The sequence below is a fragment of the Lactobacillus gallinarum DSM 10532 = JCM 2011 genome (assembly GCF_001434975.1).
In the GTDB taxonomy this organism is placed as follows: domain Bacteria; phylum Bacillota; class Bacilli; order Lactobacillales; family Lactobacillaceae; genus Lactobacillus; species Lactobacillus gallinarum.
Window position 1 is genome coordinate 1 of the sequence record NZ_AZEL01000053.1, and the last position, 20,742, is coordinate 20,742.

Genomic DNA, 20,742 nt, shown 5'->3' on the forward strand with positions numbered 1-20,742 from the left:
CTGACAGCCGGAGTAAGGAGAGAGAAGGAAGCCTAGCTTCCTTCTTTTTTGTTTAATATGTTTTAGGTCTATATGATTTGATGGAAAAATTGGTGTCTGCTTATCCCGATATTTTATTTGAAGCTTGCTCTAGTGGCGGTGGCCGTTTTGATGCAGGCATGGCCTATTACATGCCTCAGATTTGGACGAGCGATGATACAGATGCGGTTGATCGAATGAAAATTCAATATGGTACCAGCTTGGTTTATCCGGTTAATATGATGGGTGCTCATGTATCTGTGAGTCCTAATGAACAAAATGGTCGTTATACTTCACTTGCAACGCGTTATGCCGTTGCGATGAGTGGTGATTTAGGTTATGAATTGGATTTGACCAAGTTATCATCTGAGGATTCTTTAGAGATAGAGAAAGAAATTAATGATTATAAAAAATTGCGTCATTTAATTCAATTCGGCGATTTTTATCGCTTGAATCACCATTTAGCAGCAATCAGGCAGCATGGAACTTCGTTTCTAAAGATCAAAAAGAAGTTTTAGTAATGAATTTCAATATTATGTCGCAGGTTCAGCTGGTATTTACTCAGACAAAGTTATATGGCTTAAATCCTGATCTCGATTACCGTGATGAAAATACGGGTCAAATTTATGGTGGGAATGAACTAATGGAAGTTGGGTACTATGATTCTGTTATGAAACAGGATTTCGTCGCAGAAGTAAAATATTTTGTCGCGGTTGATTAATTTTTTAGAAATAAAATTCACCTAAAAGCAAATTTGCAGTAATGTCAAATTGCTTTTTATTTTTCCACTTAGCTAGTGGGACAAGGAGTTTAGAAATTGGAAATTATTTTCCCTAACTGAAATTATTTTCGAAAATTCCTTTGTAAAAGAAAGCATTTATCGTATAATAAAAGCGGATTCATTTTTTTGATCTAGAGGAGGAAATTACATGGTAGGAATTGTTTTAGCCAGCCATGGTGGTTTTGCCGATGGTATTGCACAATCTGCGCAAATGCTTTTCGGTGAACAAAAAGATTTTGCTCATGTTATCTTAAAGCCTAGTGAAGGCCCAGATGACATTCGTGGCAAAATGGAAAAAGCAATTGCTTCATTTGAAAACCAAGATGAAGTTCTATTCTTGGTTGACCTGTGGGGTGGTACACCATTTAACCAAGCAAATGGTCTTGCTGAAAAGCATGATAAATGGGCAATTGTAGCTGGTATGAATTTACCAATGGTTGTACAAGCATTAACTGAAAGAATGATGGATGCTAATGCTACTGCAAGTCAAATCGCTACAAAGGTAGTTGAACCTGCTAAGGATGGTATCAAGACTAAGCCATCTGACTTAATGCCAAAGACCGCTGCTCCTGTAGCAGCCGCTGACAAGGGCTCAGCTAAGGGCAGTAAGAAGTCAATTCCAGAAGGTACTGTAATTGGTGACGGTCACATTAAGTACGTTTTGGCAAGAATCGACTCACGTTTACTTCACGGTCAGGTTGCTACTGGTTGGATTCCAGCAATGAAGCCAGATCGAGTAATTGTTGTTTCAGACAGTGTTGCTAAGGATGACTTGCGTAAGAGTATGATTCGTGAAGCTGCACCTGCAGGTGTTAAAGCTCACACTGTTCCACTTAAGAAGATGGAAGAAATCGCAAAGGATCCAAGATTTGGTAACACACACGCACTTCTTTTGTTTGAAAATCCAGAAGATGTTTTGAGAGCTATCAAGGGCGGTATTAATCTTAAGGATATCAACGTTGGTTCAATGTCATACAAGGAAGGCGACGTTAACGCCAACAACGTATTGTCAATGAACCAAGAAGACGTTGATACTTTCCGTGAACTTGAAAAGATGGGCGTTAAGTTTGATGTTAGAAAGGTTCCTTCAGATGCTCCAGGTAACATGGATTCTATCTTGAAGAAGGCTCAAACCTTACTTGACGAACAAAAGAAATAATTAATTAGGAGTAAATAAATGAACGCTATACAAATGATTTTGGTAGTGGGTGTTGCCTTTCTTGCAGGTATGGAAGGTATCTTGGATGAATGGCAATTCCACCAACCATTAGTTGCATGTACTTTGATCGGTTTAGTTACCGGTCACCTGGACTTAGGTGTTATTTTGGGTGGTCAATTACAAATGATCGCCTTAGGTTGGGCAAACATTGGTGCCGCTGTTGCACCAGATGCCGCTTTGGCTTCAGTAGCTTCAGCTATTATCTTGGTTGAAGGTGGTCAAGGTACTGCTGGTATCGGTACTGCTACTGGTATCGCTATTCCTTTGGCTGTTGCTGGTTTGTTCTTAACTATGATCGTGCGTACTATCTCAACTGCTATCGTTCACATCATGGACGCACAAGCTAAGAAGGGTAACTGGCGTATGATCAACGTATGGCAATGGATTGCTGTATGTTTGCAAGGTTTGAGAATCGCTATCCCAGCCGCATTGCTTTTGGCTATCCCAGCAAGCACTGTTAGAGGTTGGCTTGCAATGATGCCTCAATGGTTATCAGCTGGTATGACCATCGGTGGTGGTATGGTTGTTGCTGTAGGTTACGCTATGGTTATCAACATGATGGCAAGTAAAGAAGTATGGCCATTCTTCGCAATTGGTTTCGCTTTAGCTGCTATCAAGGACTTAACTTTGATCGCCCTTGGTGCTATCGGTCTTTCAATGGCTTTGATGTACTTAGCTCTTGAAGCTAAGGGTGGCAACGGCTCAGGTTCAAACAACTCTGGCGATGCCGGTACCGGCGATCCACTCGGCGATATCATTGATGATTATTAAAATGAACGCATAGAGGAGGATTTAAATAATGGCTGATAAGAAAATTAAATTAACCAAACGTGACCGTTTTAACGTTATGTGGCACTCACAATTCCTTCAAGGTTCATGGAACTACGAAAGAATGCAGAACGGTGGTTACGCATACTCAATGATTCCAGCATTGAGAAAGTTATACCCAGACAAGAAAGATTTGTCTGCTGCTTTACAAAGACACTTGGTATTCTTTAACACTCACCCATACTTAGCTTCACCAGTTCTTGGTGTTACCTTGGCTTTGGAAGAAGATAAAGCTAACGGTGCTCCTGTTACTGACGACGCTATCCAAGGTGTTAAGGTTGGTATGATGGGACCTTTGGCCGGTGTTGGTGACCCTGTATTCTGGTACACTGTTCGTCCAATTGTTGGTGCCTTAGGTGCATCAATGGCCATTTCAGGTAATATCATGGGACCTATCTTGTTCTTCGTTATCTGGAACATCATCAGAATTGCCTTCTTATGGTACACACAAGAATTTGGTTACAGCGCTGGTTCAGCTATCACTAACGACATGTCAGGTGGTATGCTTCAAAAAGTTACCCGTGGTGCTTCAATGATGGGTATGTTCGTTTTGGGTGCCTTGATTGAACGTTGGGTAAACATCAAATTTACTCCAATCGTTTCACAAACCCCTATCCAAAAGGGTGGTTACATCGAATGGGACAAGCTTCCATCAGGTGCTAAAGGTATTCAAGAAGCTCTTACGCAATGGAACATGGGTAATGGTAAAGCTTTGAGCAGTACTAAAGTTACTACTTTGCAAGACAACTTGGACTCATTGATTCCAGGTTTAGCTGGTCTTCTTTTGACATTCTTCTGTATGTGGTTATTGAAGAAGAAGGTTTCACCAATCTGGATCATCATTGGTATCTTCGTTATCGGTGTTCTATTCCACGTATGGGGCATTCTTTAATAAAAAATGGCTAAATCAATTAACACAAGAGTCGATCTAACCGTTGATGGTACCTGGTTTAGAGGTATTGCATCCTATGGAAAAATTATGATCGGCGATAAAGCTTTTGAATTTTATAATGAGCGAAATGTTGAAGACTATGTTCAAATTCCATGGAAAGAAGTAACTTATGTAGTTGCGGATGTTCATTTTAATGGACGTTATATTCCACGTTTTGAAATTAGAACTAAATCTAATGGTAAATTTATCTTCGCTGCGCGTGATCCTAAAAAGGTATTGCGTGCAATAAGAAAATACGTACCTGCTGACCATATGCGTAAAGCATTAAGTATGTGGCAACAAATTAAGCAACGTTTTACTCGTAAGAAAAAATAAAGCAAACTAAAAATCCCAAGGTCGAATGGCCTTGGGATTTTTTTAGTCATCAGCAATAGAAGCTTGCAATCTATTTAAGAATAATTCGGCAACGGGTGATAAGTTAGTCTCATGTTTCCAGATAACCGTGATTGGTTCACTTAAAGCTGGCGATATTGGCCTAAATGTTAAACCCGATTCGCTAGAAGTATTAGCAATTTTATCTAGTGTTAAAACATCATAGCCGCATTGTTTTTAACTAGTAAAGTTCCGTTAAAGCTTAGGTTGACCGTTCCGATGAAATTGACGTCGTCTTTGTAATTGCCAAGCCAATTATCGAAATAGTGCATCGTGTCAGCCTGTTGAGAATTTAAGACGGTTCTGCCAACCAGATCCGCTGGGGTAATTGCCTTCTTTTTAGCTAAAGGATCGTTCTTAGTCATTAATACGCCCCATACGTCTCGTTCTGGCAATTGAATGGAAGCATAGTTTGAAAGGTTAACATTACCAATGATAGCCGCAAAATCGACTGTACCGATGTTTAACTTCTTTTCAGCGAATTCATAGTCACCACTTAGAATATGAATTTTAACTGTAGGGTAGTCCTGAATAATGTTACTTACAATATTCATCAGTCTTTGCATCCCAACACTTTCGCCGGCAGCAATAGTTAAATCACCACTGATTACAGCTGATGATTGCAGGTTGCTCTTAGTTTTGGCAGTTAAAGCTAAAATTTCTTTTGCTTGCTCTAATAAATATTGTCCTGAAGGTGTCAGAGTTAAATGGCGTGGTTGGCGGTTGAATAACTTGACCCCTAATTCGTCTTCCAAATCCGCAATCTGGCGTGATAAAGCAGGCTGAGAAACTAATAATTTCTGTGCCGCTTTCGTCATGTTTAACTCTTGCGCTGTGGCAACGAAATAATTTAAAACTCTTAATTCCATATTTTCACCATAAATAAAAGTTATTATACGTGATACTTAATAAGTTTTTTACATTACTTACTTTATCTTTTAAACTAAAAATGAGCAAGAAAAGGAGTAGCAGATTATGAAGACCCAAGATAAATAACTTATTCAAGAAATTGTCGGTTCTATGATAAATCCTGTTGATAGATTTCTATGATATTCTATCAACAGGATTTTTTTGCACAAAAAAAGAAGCCATAGGCCTCTTACATTAATATCCTTTGATACTACTCTTTAGAAATTAAGGTGATTGCTTATGACTTCTCTCAATAATTATATTAAATTTACTCTTAATATTGAAGCAGATAATTTAGAATTCCTTGATACTTCATTAGGGAAATATCGTGGACGTGAGGCCAAATTCTATCATGCTGTCCTTCATCTTGATCATTGTCTTGTTTGTGGCTCTGATCATATTTGGCACAATGGCCATTCTTATTCTAATCTCCGTTATCTTGCTTTAGATGCCAGTCTACCCGTCTTTATCAGAATAGCCAAAGAAAGAATTATTTGCCAAGACTGTCATCATAATTCTATGGCTGAAACTAATTTAGTAAATAAGTATTGTCATATCTCAAATCCAGTGAAAAGAAAGATTATTTCCGCTTTAACTGAAGACATGTCAATGAAAACTATTGCCATCCAAAACTCAGTTTCAACTTGTACTGTTCAACGAATGCTTGAAAAATATCAGACTACTTCTACCCAAGATTATGACTGGCTACCTGAACACTTAGCTTTTGATGAATTCAAAGGTGTGGGTCGTCAGCTTCACTTTATTGCCCTTGATGGTCAGACTCACCATGTGCTCAAAATCTTACCTAATAGATTTAAAAAGGATATTCTTAAATATTTTAAGCACTTTCCAATTACTATTCGTAGGAAGGTTAAAACGGTTACTATGGATCTTAATTACTACTATGACATAATGGCCAGAGAACTATTTCCTAATGCTCAGATCATTTTTGATCGTTTTCACATCATTCAAATGCTTAACCGTTCAACTCATGTCGTATTCATGTTATGAAGAAGTACCATAAAGGATCACGTGAATATAACTTGCTTAAATATTATTGGAAACTATATTTAAAGCCCTTTGATGATCTTGAAAAGACAAAAACACATTCACCTCAAAGATACACTAACTCAGGAACAAATTGTGACTGATGGACTAGCGCTAAGTGAAGAATTAGAGAATACCTACAATCTTTTACAAGATATTAGTAAAGCCCTAATAAATAAAAATGTTTCTGATCTAAGAAAACTTCTCAACTGTAAAGATACTATAGGTTATCAAATGAACATTACGTTAAAAACCTTTAAACGTTGTCTTCATGATTTGCTTAACGCTGCTAGATTTACTGAATCAAATGGCTGCCTTGAAGGTACTAACCGCAAAATAAAGCAAATTGAATGAACTGCTTATGGCTATTCCAACTTTTATCATTTAGTAACAAGAATCAAATTAGAAGAAAAAGATGCGATTCTAAAAGAAAAAGCATCAAGCTATTATCAAATAGCTTAATGCTTAATCTAAATTATATTTGACTTCTATCAACAACATTTGATAGAGAGCCTTTTAATTTAACTATTATTCATTGTTTTGAAAAAAATTCAATTCGAATAATTGAATTTTTTTCTAATTAATTAGAATTCTTTTTTGTATAAAAAACCACTTAAAACTACCATACCAAGACCAATTAATACAATAAGTGCACTTTGCTTTGCACCGGTCTTTGGTAAAGCTTCTGAGTTGTTAGCTGTATAAACAACTGAAGTTGCCTTTGGCATCTTTTGTGAATTATTAGTCTTGTAAACTGCTTTTTGGTGGTTAACTTTTGCTTTCTTGTCAGTAGTTTGAGCTTTAACAGGAATTGCGTAGAAGTCATCATCATTATTCTTTTGAGTTGCAGTATTGTCAGATGGCTGTTCAGTTGCCTTAGGTTGTTCTACTTCTGGAGTAGTTGGAGTAGTTGCCTTAGGTTGTTCTACTTCTGGAGTAGTTGGAGTAGTTGCCTTAGGTTGTTCTACTTCAGGAGTAGTTGGCTTTGTATCTTCAGGAGTAGTTGGCTTTGTATCTTCAGGAGTAGTTGGCTTTGTATCTTCAGGAGTAGTTGGCTTTGTACCTTCTGGCTTAGTTGGCTTTGTGCCTTCTGGCTTAGTTGGCTTTGTGCCTTCTGGCTTAGTTGGCTTTGTGCCTTCAGGAGTAGTTGGCTTTGTGCCTTCTGGCTTAGTTGGCTTTGTGCCTTCTGGCTTAGTTGGCTTTGTACCTTCAGGAGTAGTTGGCTTTGTACCTTCAGGAACTGTTTTAGAATCTACTAATGTAACTGGAACCGGCTTACCAGGCTTAGTTGAAGTTGAAGTAAATGAAGCAGCTAAAATATTTTGGTAATTTTTATGATTCTTATCTGGAATAAAGAAATCTATTGCCATTCCAGTAGGAATTGGACTGTTTGGATCTACTTTAATAATATCTTCTAAAGCATTTTGCAATACTTCCTTGCTAACATTTGTATTTGCTTCATTAGGCATCCCTAAAGTACCTAAAGAAGGTTTACCATGATCATCAGAAGCGGAATCAGTATAGTACCAAATGGCACGCTGGGTAATCCGGTACAATTCATCATCTGTTAAGCCATATTTCTTTTGAACATTATCTGGATTTTGTCCAAAACCATTCCAAATAATAGTTTTAATAGCATCTAAGCTATCTTTATCTTTTGACTTAAGTGGTTTACCCATGTATTTATTAACTAAAGAGCCATCTTGGATGCTTGTTCTACTATAGGAAACCCCATGGTCATAATATTGTAGAGGATCAGGAGCATCTTTTCTAGCATTGAAACAATATCCTAACTTTCCATCTTTTTGACCGTTTGGACCATAAATAACAATTTCTTCATTACTAGAATCAGGGATGTAAATCTTATTACCTGTATCACCTGTACCAGCTCTGACAGTAGTACCAATAGTAGTAGTAATATTTTCAGCAGCAACCGTAAATGGCTTTGCTTTTGCTACATCATATCCTTTAGGAGCTGATACTTCTTTAAGTGTATATTTCCCTTTAGGTAGATTGAACACACTTGCTTCACCAGTAGTAGTAAAGTCTTGTACTAGCTTGTCATTCTCCCAAATTTGAAGATGAGCACCGGCCAATTGTTTCTGGGTATCAGAAGCGATTTTATTAATCGTTACAGTGGCCGTCTGATTTGATTGAGTAGTAGAATTATCTTCAGAATTAGTTCCTTTACTTGGAGTAGCTTTTTCTGAATCAGATTTCGAATCTTTCGAATTGGGGTTTCCTTCACCTTTATTAAACTGCTGTGTCTGCCCGTTTAAAGTAGACCCCTTTTCTGCAGCATGAGTAATATTTGCAGATAAACTTACTAGCAATAGTAAACTAGTCAAAATCATCATAAATGCTAATAAAACAGCATTTTTTCTAGTTTGCATATTGCCGCCTCCTTTCACAAATTAAAAACTGAATTAGCTTACCTAAATTCTGGTTTCAATAATAACACTCATTATTTAATAAATCCACTAATATTTTAAAAAATTGTGTAATAAATAAAAAAACTCAGATCATATAAATGATCTGAGCCAAATTGTCGAACAAAATCAGCGCTTGTTGCAGAACTTGAACACGCAGCGTCATTATGAATGTGAAGCGCGGCAATTAATCAGTGAAATCACAGGACAAAAAATCCCCAAGAGTACAGAAATTAGATTGCCATTTTACACGGATTACGGCCACAACATCAAAATAGGTGAACGCATCTTTATTAACTCCAATGTGATGATGGTTGACTTAGGTGGCATCACCATTGAAGACGATGTTTTAATTGGACCAGGTGCACATCTTCTTTCCGTTAACCACGGTTTAAAACCTAAGCAGAGAAAAGAACTCGAATTAAAGCCAGTACTTATCAAGAAAAATGCCTGGATCGGTGCCAGGGCTACCATTTGTCCAGGCGTAATTGTGGGTGAAAATGCTGTAATAGCCGCTGGAGCAGTGGTTACTAAGGATGTGCCGGAAAACACAGTAGTTGCTGGCGTACCTGCAAAAATTATCAAAAAAATAGAAGAATAAAAAACGCAACATTGTCGCGTCTTTTTTTAAGCTTCTTTTTTGTCACCCCATAGTTTGGAGATTAAGTACAAGATGATGAAAGTAACGATAGCTGAAATCATTGGGATGCGGTAGCTTGGTAAAATCAAAAGTAAGATGATCATCAATACGAAGAACAATAGAATCAAATAATCAACGTAAGGGAAGCCAGGCATTTTGAAGTCATTTAACTTATTTTCAGGTGTTTTTCTTCTGTAAGCAATGTGAGTCAAAACCATTAAGCACCAGATGATCAAGAACATACTTGTTGAAGTAGATGAAATAAAGTTAAAGGCTTGATCGCCGATAATCAAGGTAATCAGTGGTGCGCAGGCCATAAATAATGCTGACAAAATTAAAGCATTTTGTGGCAACTGCCGTCTGGATAGGTGACCAAAAGTTTGATTCCACTTGCCTTTGCCGTGGAAAGTAACTGAGAACAAAAGTCGTCCCGCACTGTATAAAAAACTGTTAGTGGAGGAGACTGCTGCCGAAATTACTACGAAGTTAATAATTGAACTGGCATTGCGAATACCGGTTGCACCTAAAGCTTGCACAAAAGGACTAGAGTTAGTTGAAACTTTTGACCAAGGAATAACCAATAAAATTCCTAAAATCGCCATCACGTAGAATAGGATAATTCTGATTGGCAATTGATTGATTGCGCGTTTTAATGTGGTTTCTGGATTTTGAGCTTCAGCTGCCGTTAAACCAATTAATTCAACCCCAATAAAACTGAAGATTACCATTTGGAATCCTTGTAAAAAACCGTGTGGACCACGAGCGAAAAATCCGCCATGATCATCTAAATTAGCAAAAGCTACAGGCCCGAAACTTGTTTTGCCACCTGTAATTAATAGATACAAAATCAATAAAACGAAAGCGACGATCGTAATAATTTTGATAATAGCAAAACTAAATTCCAAATTACCAAAAACACGCGCCGAGATTAAATTGATGATTAATAAGGCAACAATGGTAATAATGCCAGGTATCCAAGGCTTTAAAGTTGGGAACCAATATTTGAAATAAATACCTAAGGCGGTAGTTTCTGCCATTCCTAAGGTGATCCAACTAAGCCAGTATAGATAACCAGTGATAAAACCGATGTTTTTACCCAGATATTGTTCAATAAAATCAATGTAAGTATGCTTGTTGAGGTCGGACATAATCATTTCGCCTAAGGCTCGCATAAGCAAGAATAGGAAAATACCTACAATGATATAGATCAAGATAACGCTAGGCCCGGCCCTATGAATACTGTCACCGACACCTAGAAAAAGACCGGTTCCGATTGTTCCTCCCAAAGCAATTAATTGAATGTGAGCATTGCTTAGGGTTCTTTTATATCCAGAACTAGTCTCTGATTTTTTCTCACTCATATATTTCCCCCATATTCTCGGTTTTCTCACATGTACTTAATATTTTATCATTTTTGCAATCGAGCACCAGTGATTATAGGAAAGCTTTAAAAAAATTCAGAAGAATAAGAAGAATAATATAAATTAATATGTTTGTTAATTCACAAACTAGTAAAAATAGCAACCGCTTTCATTAGTCTGAGAGTAAATCATAGAGTGATTTTTTATGCTTGTTCACTAGTGAACTACGTAAATTATGGCGTTTACTTTTAAATTTATTGTGCTATAGTTGACATTGTAAATTAGTTCACAAGAATTAGTAGATCTTAGAGGTAATAAAATAATGGCTAAGACACAACCAAAAGAGACTCAAACAGAGGAAGAGAAGAAAAAGCAAATTTACGACATGGTTGATAATTTAGTAAAAAGATCACATGTTGCATTAGACCAAATGGCTAACTTCACACAAGAACAAGTTGATAAGATCTGTGAAGCAGTTGCTACTGCAGGTGAACAAAATGCTTACCCACTAGCTAAGATGGCTGTTGAAGAAACTAAGCGTGGTGTAGTAGAAGACAAAACTACTAAGAACATGTACGCTAGTGAAAATATTTGGAATAGTTTACGTCACGAAAAGACTGTTGGCGTAATTGAGGAAGACAAGGAATTAGGTTTAACCAAGATTGCTGAACCTAAAGGTGTTATTGCCGGTGTTACTCCAGTAACTAACCCAACTTCAACTGTTATCTTCAAAGCTATGCTTGCTTTAAAGACTAGAAATACTATTATTTTCGGCTTCCACCCACAAGCTCAAAAGTGTTGTGTAGAAACTGGTAAGATCATTCAAGCTGCAGCCGTTGCTGCGGGTGCTCCAAAAGATGCAATTCAATGGATTGAAGAACCAAGTTTGGATGCTACTACTGATTTAATGAATAACCCAGGTGTTCAAACCATTTTAGCTACAGGTGGTCCTGGTATGGTTAAGGCCGCATATTCATCAGGTAAGCCAGCCATCGGTGTTGGTCCTGGTAACGGCCCATCCTACATTGAAAAGACTGCTAACATTGACCGTGCCGTTTACGACATTGTTTTGTCAAAGAACTTCGATAACGGTATGGTTTGTGCCTCTGAAAACTCAGTTGTTGTAGATGATGAAATCTACGACCGAGTTAAGGAAGAATTCAAGAAGTGGAGCTGCTACTTCTTGAACAAAGAAGAAATTAAGAAGTTTGAAGAACACTTCATCGATCCAAGACGTGGTACTGTTGCAGGTCCTGTAGCTGGTAAGTCAGCTTATGAAATTGCTAAGCTCTGCGGCGTTGATGTACCAAAGGAGACCAAGGTTATTGTTGCTGAATACAAGGGCGTTGGTAGAAAATTCCCACTTTCAGCTGAAAAGCTTTCACCAGTCTTCACTTTATACCGTGCTAAAGATCATGATGATGCTTTCAGAATTTGTTCAGAATTGCTTGATTATGGTGGTCGTGGTCACACTGCTGGACTTCACTCAAGTGATCAAAAAGTAATCAAAGAATTCTCAATGAAGATGGATGCATGCCGTATCTTGGTTAACTCACCAGCTGCTCTTGGTGGTATCGGTGACCTTTACAACAACATGCTTCCATCACTTACCTTGGGTACTGGTTCATATGGTGCTAACACCTTCTCACACAACATTGGTGCTCGCGATTTGCTTAACATTAAAACTGTTGCCAAGCGTCGTGACAACATGCAATGGGTAAAGGTACCATCAAAGACCTACTTCGAACACAATGCTGCTAACTACTTACGTCACATGCCAAACGTTAACCGTTTCTTCATCGTTACTGATGAAGGCGTAGCTGACCAAGGCTTTGCCGATGAAATTACCGACATTATTTCTAAGCGTCGTGGTCAAAAAGAATACGAAGTCTTCAAGGCCGTAACGCTTGATCCAAGCACCGACGTCATTAAAGATGGGGTTCACAGAATGAACATCTTTAAACCAGACGTTGTCATCGCCATCGGTGGTGGTTCAGTCATGGACGCTGCTAAGGTAATGCGTTTATTCTACGAAAATCCAGAAATGAAGTTTGAAGAAGCTTATCAAAAGTTTTTGGATATCAGAAAAAGAGTAGTTCGCTTCCCAAAGATTAACGGCGTTCAACTTGTATGTATTCCAACCACTTCAGGTACTGGCTCAGAAGTTTCACCAATCGCTGTCATTAGCGATGCTAAGACTGGTATTAAGCACACCCTTTGTGACTATGCTTTGACCCCAGATGTTTCTATTGTTGATGACCAATTCGTACAAAAATTGCCCAAACGCTTGATTGCTTGGTCAGGCTTTGAAGCTTTAGGTCACGCAATCGAAAGTTACGTTTCAACTATGGCTACTGACTTTACTCGTGGTTGGTCACTTGAAGCTATTAAGATCATCTTCGCTAACTTGAAGAAGTCATATGATGGTGATCTTGATGCTCGCAAGAAGATGCACGATGCAGCTACTATTGCTGGTATGGCATACTCGAACGCATTCCTTGGCTTGGAACACTCAATTGCCCACACTGTTGGTTCAACCTTTGATATTCCAAGTGGTGTCAGCGATGCTATTGCTTTACCACAAGTTATCCGCTTCAATGCTAAGCGTCCAGAAAAGCTTGCTATGTGGCCTCATTACTCAGTTTACCGTGCTGACAAGGATTACGCAGAAATTGCTAGAGCTATCGGTTTGACCGGTTCAAGCGATGCTGAATTGATTGAAGAATTAGTTCAAAAGATTATCGATTTAGCTCAATCAGTTGGTATCAAGATGGCATACAAGGATTACGGTGTTGATGAAAATGAATTCAATAAGAAGGTTGACCAATTAGCTGTTGAAGCTTACGGCGACCAAAATACTGTAACTAACCCAGTTGCTCCATTAATTAGTCAAATTGCTCAATTGATGAGAGACAGCTTTGAAGGCAAGGATATTAAGACTAAGTAATTTAAATTTACACATACAAAATGGCGATCAGTATATTAAAACTGACCGCTGTTTTTTTGCTCTAAAATCGATTATACCAATTTCGATAATAATCACTTGACCGCTTTGGCAAAAAAGAATATTATTGCAACTGTAACAATGAAATCAAACTAGTCCACTGTCAAAAAGTGAACTAGACCAAAGGAGAAAAATTTATGTGTGGAATTGTTGGGGTTGTTGGTAAACCAGCAAGAGAAATTATTTTAAGCGGATTAACAAATTTGGAATACCGTGGCTATGATTCAGCTGGTATTTACTTGAATGATTTAAATGGAAATGAATATTTGACTAAGGCTGTTGGCCGTATTTCAAACTTAAAAGAAAAGTTGACTCCAGATGAACAAGGTTTGGTAGGTATTGGTCATACCCGTTGGGCTACTCACGGTAAGCCAACTGTTGACAATGCTCACCCTCACTTTGATGAAACTAAGCGTTTCTACTTGGTCCACAACGGTGTGATTGAAAACTTCGCTGAATTGAAGGAAAAGTACTTACAAGGCGTACACTTCCACTCAGATACTGATACTGAAGTGGTTGTACAATTAATCGGTAAGATTGCACGCGACAAGAATTTGGATGGCTTTTCAGCATTTAAGGAAGCTTTGAAGCTTGTTAAGGGTTCATACGCATTCTTGCTTGTTGATAATACTGAACCAGATCATGTCTTTATCGCTAAGAACAAGTCACCAATGATGCTTGGTATCGGTGATGGTTTTAACATCATTGCTTCAGATGCTATTTCAGTAATGGACCAAACTAAGACTTTCGTTGATTTGCACGATGGGGATGTTGGTGACATTACTAAGGATTCTTACACTATTGAAACTGTTGATGGTAAAAAAGTTGACCGTGAACCTCACGTTTTGAACATTGATCCAAACGCAGCTTCAAAGGGTGCTTACGAATTCTACATGCTTAAGGAAATTGATGAACAACCTGGCGTAATGCGTCACATGTCACAAAACTACCTTGATGAAAATGGTGAACCAAAGGTTGATCAAGATATTCTTGATGCTATTTCTAAGGCAGACCGTTTATACATCTTCGCTGCCGGTACTAGTTACCATGCAGGCTTAGTTGGTAAGACTCTCTTTGAACATTACACTGGTATTCCAACCGAAGTTGGTTTGGCTTCAGAAGCTGGCTACCACTTCCCAATGATGAGCAAGCACCCATTCTTCATCTTCTTGACTCAATCAGGTGAAACTGCTGACTCACGTGTTGTTTTGAAGGAAGTTAACAAGCGTGGCATTCCAAGCTTAACTATGACTAACGTAGAAGGTTCAACTCTTTCTCGTGAAGCTACTTACACAATGCTCTTGGGTGCTGGCCCTGAAATTGCCGTTGCTTCAACTAAGGCTTACACCGCTCAGATTGCTTTACAAGCTGTTCTTGCTAAGGCTCTTGGTGAAAAGTTGAATAATGAAAATGCTAAGGATTGGGACTTGCGTCAAGATTTGGCAATGGCTGCAGAAGGCATCCAACAAATCGTTGACGGTAAGGAAAAGATCAAGAAGCTTGCAGATGACTACTTGATTAAATCAAGAAATGCATTCTACATTGGTCGTGGTATTGACTATGCTGTTGCTCTTGAAGCTGCTCTTAAGTTGAAGGAAGTTTCATACATCCAAACTGAAGGTTTTGCAGCGGCAGAACTTAAGCACGGTACTATTTCATTAATTGAAAAGGGTACTCCGGTAGTTGCTTTGATTAATGATCCAGTTACTGCTGATCTTACTCGTGGTAACATTCAAGAAGTTGTTTCTCGTGGTGCTAGTGTAATCACTATTGTTGGTAAGGACTTTGCTCGCGAAGGCGATGACATTGTTTTGCCAGAAATTAACTACTACATGTCAGCACTTTTGACAGTTGTACCTGCTCAACTTCTTGCATACTACGCTTCTAAGGATAAGGGCTTAGATGTTGATAAGCCACGTAACTTAGCTAAGAGTGTTACTGTTGAATAATTAATATTTGAATAAAACTAAGGATAGCGATGGTGAATGTACCATCGCTATTTTTAGTTAAGATAATTCATTGAGATATTTTTGTACGGACTTAAAAAACTTGCTATAATAGTAATGAAAAAGAGGTCGGCAAATGAGCCAACCTCTTAATGTAGAAATAGCATCTGCGGGTGCTATCCAATAATTTTATGATTTATCAGATAACTGCCAGCTTTGCAGAGCTAAAGCAGTTATTTTTTGTTTTGCTGATTAAAGAACTTAATCAACTCCACAACTAATGAGATTAACATAACGACAAATGAGCCGAATTCTAGCATTAGTTGTAACGCATCTGATACAGACACGAAGGCGTCTTCTTTCTATTAGGATAGGAATACGAGTTAAAAATCACTCATAAGCACCATCTCCTTGAAGGATTGCCACCGCTTCAGCTTTTCTACGGATAAAATTATACTAAATTCGAATATACGTTCACAAGCAAACAAGATAAATTTATCGTAAATCTCGAGTGAAAATAAAAGGGACCGAATCAATTTGATTCGATTCCTTTTTGCGTCTAATTGTTTTTAGCTATTTCTGCCGCATTTTAGCTAAATAGTGTTGGTGCTTTTGTTCTGCCTTTTCGTCTTTTTCAATAAAGAAGTAGGCGACAGCAGCCAAGACACCGACTACAACACCAACCAAAATTGTCTTCCAAGTGAAGTTAGTAACCATGTAGCAGGAAATTAACAAAGCCAAGATTGGAATTGTGTAGCCGCCAGGAAGCTTGAAGCCATGGTTAGGGAATTCATTGGTGTGCTTGAATTTGATAACTGTCAAAATTGATGGCACGTATTGAACAAAGGAAGCAAGAACGATGCAGGATACCAAGAAATTGATAATTGTAAATAGAATAATTAAGCCAATAGCTGTCCCATAATAAACAACTGCGTTGTTGTATACTGGCCAAAAATTGGCGAATATTTCTACGAAAACTACGCTTTAGCTTATGCTCTAGGAATTACGGCTGGTGTTAGTGATTGGACTGCGCCAAAGAGTTTATATACCACTAAAACTAATAAATTTAAGCTGAATTTAACTTATACCAATGGATTTGATCAGCTTGCATTGCCTAATGCGGATAAGCAAGAAATCGAAGTTAACTATATCACAGCACCTAGTTTAAAAGACGATCCCATTTATATCTTTAATGCCGGCGGTGATGCAAGCCCAACTCTTAACATTTCTGTCGATGGCAAGCCAACTAAATATCCAATAGCAAATCTCGGGTTACAATACCCTGCAGCCGTTGGTCAAAATAAGCAACTAATCCAACAGGCAGTTAATGGCGGTGATTTTAAAAATCAGGTTAAGATTACCTTAGCTGATGGCACGCAAATGTCTGCTAGTCAGTTACAATTAGCTGGAACTAATCAGACTAGTGCCGACATGAATTCTGGTAAGTTTCATTTGATTATCAATACAACTTTTAACAGTGGGTTTACTGATGCTAGTCAGCCACTAATCTTTGCTAATCCAGACAGTCAAGATCCGGGAGCAACGCAAAAGTTTGCTAAGGCTGTGAAAAAAGCATATAAAGATTTAGGCTGTGCTCAAACTAAACCAGTAAACGTTGGTACTTTACCACAAATAAAATGGCAAAGAATTAAGGAAGATGCCTTTGCCATCATGACTTCTGTAAAAAATATAAAGAATGAAGTAGTAGATCTTACCAACGGCCCTACAAGTTACACAGAGAATGACGGGCGCAACTTAAGCAATTTTGTTGAAAACCCTGTAACAGTTAAAGGTGGTCCTCATGGGATTATTAATGTAATTAATAATTTACTCTCTGGTGGCAATAAAGTTTGGCCTGCCGGAACTACCTTTGAATGGCAGGGTGACAACGGCGAAAAGAGTCTGGTTCTAGACAAAGCCGGAGAAACCAGGAACGGTAATATTGTAATTACTTTGCCAAGTGGTTCAAGGTATACGGTTAAGGATATTACGCTTACTACCAAGGCTAATGTAAAGGCCGAGAGTAGAACAATTGATTATGGTACGAAGTTAACGGCTAAAGATCTTGTTACTAACACGGATGTCTTTCCAGAAGGTACTACTTTCCAATACGTTGGTAATGAATCTAATTGGATGAAGCCAGGTTCCTACAATGATGTTCAGATTACTGCTACGTATTATGATCAAGGAATTAAGAAAAATATTGTTACTCCAGTAGCTCACTGTAATGTAGCCATTAATGACAGTCGCCGCATTACGGTCTTAAAGGGCTACACTGCTTATACTAGTGGTCCTGCTGACAATAAGAATAAGGTCCCAGCAAATCAATTTGTATTCCCAACTTGGAATTCAGAAAATACATCTCTTTCTAGCAACGCATCAATAGCATATACAGATGCAGCTTCTGTTTATGAAGCAAAGCCAGTTCACACGATTTTGTATATTCCTTATGAAGTTCAAACTAGAACACTTACTGCTCATTTTAAGATTGCTGGTGGTAAACATAATGGGGAAACTATTGCTCCAGATGCTCAAGTTCAAGTATTCTTTAAGAAAGCAGGTACTTTAGATACAGCTACTAATAAGATTGTTTACACTGGTAATTGGGCTCCAGATTGGGATGCAGGCGACGAAGCTACTCCTGGTTTCCACGTAATTTCAGGATCTTGAAGTTTACCACCTAAGGGTAATGACGCTTCTATTGGATTGACTTCTCCTAGTCGTGATGGTTACACCGTGGCTAACATTAGATATGATGGTTTATACTCAACTTTCACATGTGCAAACCCAAATTACAACTCTAATACGGTCTATATGAATAATGATAATGATGTTTGGTACATGAGAAATGACTTAACTACTTACTATGTTCCAAATTCATTATTAAATAAGAGTGTTACAAGAACGATTACCATTAAGGAACCAGGTCAAGCAGATCGCACAATTACGCAAACTGCCAAATTAAGCAGACAAGTTAAAGTAAATGGTGATGATACTGGAGTCACCTTTGAAGGCTTTGATGGTAGTGGTTGGAAAGCTGATAGTAACTGGGGCGTACAAGATGTTCCAATTCATGCTGGCTACAACATTTCTGTCACTCAAACAGTTGAAGGAGGATCTACCTCAACTCCACTTCAACTTGTAAATGGTCAAATCCCTGCCGAAACAGTAAACGGTGATACTAAGAATACGCAAATTGTTGTAACTTACGGTGCTACTGCAACTGCTACAGCAACTCTTGGCAAGGAAGGTAGTCGCGATTATGATGCAAAGACTACTTCAGTAGCTGATGTTTTGAGCAAGTTAGGTTGGACTGATAGTGGTTTTGTAAAGAATCAAACATTGAAGTCAACTGACTTAACTGCTAGTGACTATGCTTGGTTCACCAAGAATGCTGATGGTACGTTCACTGCTATGACTGGTGATCCAATCAATGCAGGCACTTACTACTTGAAGCTCAAGGATAGTTCAGAAGCTAAGCTGAAAGCGGAAAATCCAAACTACAACTTAACGATTAATGGTGAATTTACTTACACAATTAATCCTGTAAGTGGTTCAGCTTCTAAGATTTACGATGGCAAGGATATTTCACTTGATGACTTGAATAGTCCTGATGGTGATATTGAAGCTAAGTTTACTTTCCCAGGTAGCACTGTTGCTGATACTTACAAGTTACATGCGGGTGACTACACCATTGAAAATAATTCAGCTAAGGCCGATGACTACACTGTTAGGCTAAGCACTGATGGCCTCGCCTGCTTGCAAGCTGCTATTGATAATTACGCAGGTGCAGGTAATGTAACTCTTGCTGCTAAGGATTTAAGTAGCAATGCAAGCTTTACAATTAAGCAAAAAGACTTAACCGTAACTTTAGACAAGAATCCAAATACCGCTCCTGGTAAGATTTACGATGGTCAAACAGCAACAATTGATGATAATGATGCTCAATTTACTGCAGCTGGTTTAGTTGAAGGGCAAACTTTGAATGTTGCTAACTTGACACCTAGTGATTATGAGTGGGTTGATAAAGATGGCAAGAAATTGGATAAAGTTCCAACCGATGCTGGTACTTACTACATTGCTTTAACTCAAGCTGGTGTAAAGTAATTGCAAAAGGATAATCCAAACTACAAAGTTAGCGAAAGTGGTCAGTTTGCATATGTAATAGCTAAAGCAGAGGCTAAAGTTGAAATTAATGGAAGTTACGAAGGAACTTCAACTGCTCAGGATGCGAAGATCTACAGAAATGCTGTAGTTGACCAAGCACTACACCAACGATTGATGGATATACTCCAACAATTGCAAGCATAGCAACTAAACCTGTAACTTATGGTACTGGTCCAGAAAGTGTTGATATCACTTACACACCAAATGCTCAAACAACCAACATTATCTACAAAGACGAAGATGGTCAAACCATTAAGACTGACAAAGTTGACGGTAAGACCGATGAAACTGTTGATGTTCATTCAATAATTCCAGCAGGTTGGAAGCTAGTTGATGGTCAAGACGTTCCTGAAACTGTGAAATTTGGACCAAATGGACATCCAGATATTCCTGTTGTAATTGAACACAAGACAATCACAGTAACTCCAGAAACTCCTGAAGATAAGATCCCAACAGGTAAGGTTCCAGTCAAGACTCCAAATGAGACTTCAGATGATACCGAAATCGATACCACTCCGAAGGATCAAGATCTTGAATCTGGTCCAGCCGTAATTAAGGGCTACGAAGAAAACAACGCACCTTTATATGAAGATATGAATAATTCTGCTCCAGCTAGAAACAATAATTCAATTTCACCAAAGGGTGCTGATACATACGCTTCAACTAATGCCCCAGCTAAGGCTGCTTCAGCCGAAACTGAAGAAAACAGTGGCAAGCATGAATTACCACAAACCGGTGAAAAGCAAAATGAAGCTGGTATCTTCGGTATCCTTGCAATGGTTTTAGGCCTCTTTGGTTTAGCCGATCGCAAAAAGAAAAAGGATGAATAATCATCCCTTTGAATAAAACAAGACTCTGACGCAAAACTGCGTTGGAGTTTTTGTTTGCTCAAAAATTTTGTTATAAATTGAACAAAGTAGAATATATTTTTTATATTTTCCAAAAAATAGACATAATATTGATATTTATCAAAATATGATTTTGACAGTTTTACATCTCGAAAAAATAATTGCAATTATTACCTATATAACAATATATTTGATTGACTTTGCTGTTTAATTGAATTTTT

General features: G+C 38.1%; 16 protein-coding genes and 3 pseudogenes. 14 read left to right on the forward strand and 5 right to left on the reverse strand.

Annotation, left to right across the window (positions count from 1 at the left end):
• Positions 1-92: 92 nt before the first annotated feature.
• From FC37_RS07265 to FC37_RS07290, 6 genes are all read left to right on the forward strand, one after another.
• The gene (locus tag FC37_RS07265) at positions 93-536 is read left to right on the forward strand and encodes an alpha-galactosidase (protein ID WP_056945579.1); all 444 of its coding nucleotides are present in this window, start codon (positions 93-95) and stop codon (positions 534-536) included.
• A 2-nt stretch (positions 537-538) separates the two neighbouring features.
• Complete coding sequence (locus FC37_RS10835) at positions 539-739, forward strand: GH36 C-terminal domain-containing protein (protein WP_025006444.1); 201 nt, start codon at positions 539-541, stop codon at positions 737-739.
• A gap of 208 nt (positions 740-947) precedes the next feature.
• A complete protein-coding gene (locus FC37_RS07275) occupies positions 948-1,958 on the forward strand; it encodes a PTS sugar transporter subunit IIB (RefSeq protein ID WP_025006443.1) in 1,011 nt (336 codons plus the stop codon).
• Positions 1,959-1,976: 18 nt separating this feature from the next.
• Positions 1,977-2,789, forward strand: a complete 813-nt coding sequence (locus FC37_RS07280; protein WP_025006442.1) for a PTS mannose/fructose/sorbose transporter subunit IIC — start codon at positions 1,977-1,979, stop codon at positions 2,787-2,789.
• Positions 2,790-2,817: 28 nt separating this feature from the next.
• Positions 2,818-3,738, forward strand: a complete 921-nt coding sequence (locus FC37_RS07285) for a PTS system mannose/fructose/sorbose family transporter subunit IID (RefSeq protein WP_025006441.1) — start codon at positions 2,818-2,820, stop codon at positions 3,736-3,738.
• A gap of 6 nt (positions 3,739-3,744) precedes the next feature.
• Positions 3,745-4,113, forward strand: coding sequence for a DUF956 family protein (locus FC37_RS07290; protein WP_025006440.1), 369 nt, complete (start codon positions 3,745-3,747; stop codon positions 4,111-4,113).
• A gap of 42 nt (positions 4,114-4,155) precedes the next feature.
• On the opposite strand, the pseudogene FC37_RS07295 reads toward FC37_RS07290, so the two are convergent.
• Positions 4,156-5,039, reverse strand: a pseudogene (locus FC37_RS07295) (LysR family transcriptional regulator).
• 649 nt (positions 5,040-5,688) lie between these two features.
• Here FC37_RS07295 and FC37_RS10840 point away from each other — a divergent pair.
• Positions 5,689-6,480, forward strand: a pseudogene (locus FC37_RS10840) (transposase).
• A 230-nt stretch (positions 6,481-6,710) separates the two neighbouring features.
• Here FC37_RS10840 and FC37_RS07305 read toward each other — a convergent pair.
• Positions 6,711-8,519 (reverse strand): thioester-forming surface-anchored protein, encoded by a 1,809-nt coding sequence (locus FC37_RS07305; protein ID WP_056945580.1) that lies wholly within the window; start codon positions 8,517-8,519, stop codon positions 6,711-6,713.
• A 184-nt stretch (positions 8,520-8,703) separates the two neighbouring features.
• Between FC37_RS07305 and FC37_RS07310 the strand changes: the two genes are divergently transcribed.
• On the forward strand, positions 8,704-9,156 hold the full coding sequence (locus FC37_RS07310; protein WP_155830913.1) for a DapH/DapD/GlmU-related protein: 453 nt from the start codon (positions 8,704-8,706) through the stop codon (positions 9,154-9,156).
• A 26-nt stretch (positions 9,157-9,182) separates the two neighbouring features.
• On the opposite strand, the gene FC37_RS07315 is transcribed toward FC37_RS07310, so the two are convergent.
• The gene (locus FC37_RS07315) at positions 9,183-10,556 is read right to left on the reverse strand and encodes an amino acid permease (protein WP_025006278.1); all 1,374 of its coding nucleotides are present in this window, start codon (positions 10,554-10,556) and stop codon (positions 9,183-9,185) included.
• A gap of 322 nt (positions 10,557-10,878) precedes the next feature.
• Between FC37_RS07315 and adhE the strand changes: the two genes are divergently transcribed.
• Positions 10,879-13,503, forward strand: a complete 2,625-nt coding sequence (gene adhE, locus FC37_RS07320; RefSeq protein WP_056945581.1) for a bifunctional acetaldehyde-CoA/alcohol dehydrogenase — start codon at positions 10,879-10,881, stop codon at positions 13,501-13,503.
• Between the two features lie 194 nt (positions 13,504-13,697).
• Positions 13,698-15,509, forward strand: a complete 1,812-nt coding sequence (glmS, locus tag FC37_RS07325; RefSeq protein WP_025006279.1) for a glutamine--fructose-6-phosphate transaminase (isomerizing) — start codon at positions 13,698-13,700, stop codon at positions 15,507-15,509.
• A gap of 230 nt (positions 15,510-15,739) precedes the next feature.
• Here glmS and FC37_RS10080 read toward each other — a convergent pair whose 3' ends face one another.
• Positions 15,740-15,853 (reverse strand): putative holin-like toxin, encoded by a 114-nt coding sequence (locus tag FC37_RS10080; RefSeq protein ID WP_081776578.1) that lies wholly within the window; start codon positions 15,851-15,853, stop codon positions 15,740-15,742.
• Positions 15,854-16,079: 226 nt separating this feature from the next.
• Positions 16,080-16,382, reverse strand: a pseudogene (locus FC37_RS07330) (amino acid permease); the annotation flags it as partial.
• A gap of 234 nt (positions 16,383-16,616) precedes the next feature.
• Between FC37_RS07330 and FC37_RS07335 the strand changes: the two are divergent.
• The 4 genes from FC37_RS07335 to FC37_RS07350 all read left to right on the forward strand — a co-directional run bounded on the left by FC37_RS07335 (position 16,617) and on the right by FC37_RS07350 (position 20,503).
• The gene (locus FC37_RS07335) at positions 16,617-18,176 is read left to right on the forward strand and encodes a Rib/alpha-like domain-containing protein (RefSeq protein WP_025006281.1); all 1,560 of its coding nucleotides are present in this window, start codon (positions 16,617-16,619) and stop codon (positions 18,174-18,176) included.
• A 144-nt stretch (positions 18,177-18,320) separates the two neighbouring features.
• Positions 18,321-19,613: an MBG domain-containing protein gene (locus FC37_RS07340; RefSeq protein WP_155830914.1), complete on the forward strand. Its 1,293-nt coding sequence runs from the start codon at positions 18,321-18,323 to the stop codon at positions 19,611-19,613.
• Complete coding sequence (locus FC37_RS07345) at positions 19,614-19,817, forward strand: hypothetical protein (RefSeq protein WP_051519010.1); 204 nt, start codon at positions 19,614-19,616, stop codon at positions 19,815-19,817. It begins immediately after the preceding gene.
• 212 nt (positions 19,818-20,029) lie between these two features.
• Positions 20,030-20,503, forward strand: a complete 474-nt coding sequence (locus tag FC37_RS07350; RefSeq protein WP_025006282.1) for an LPXTG cell wall anchor domain-containing protein — start codon at positions 20,030-20,032, stop codon at positions 20,501-20,503.
• Positions 20,504-20,742: the final 239 nt, after the last annotated feature.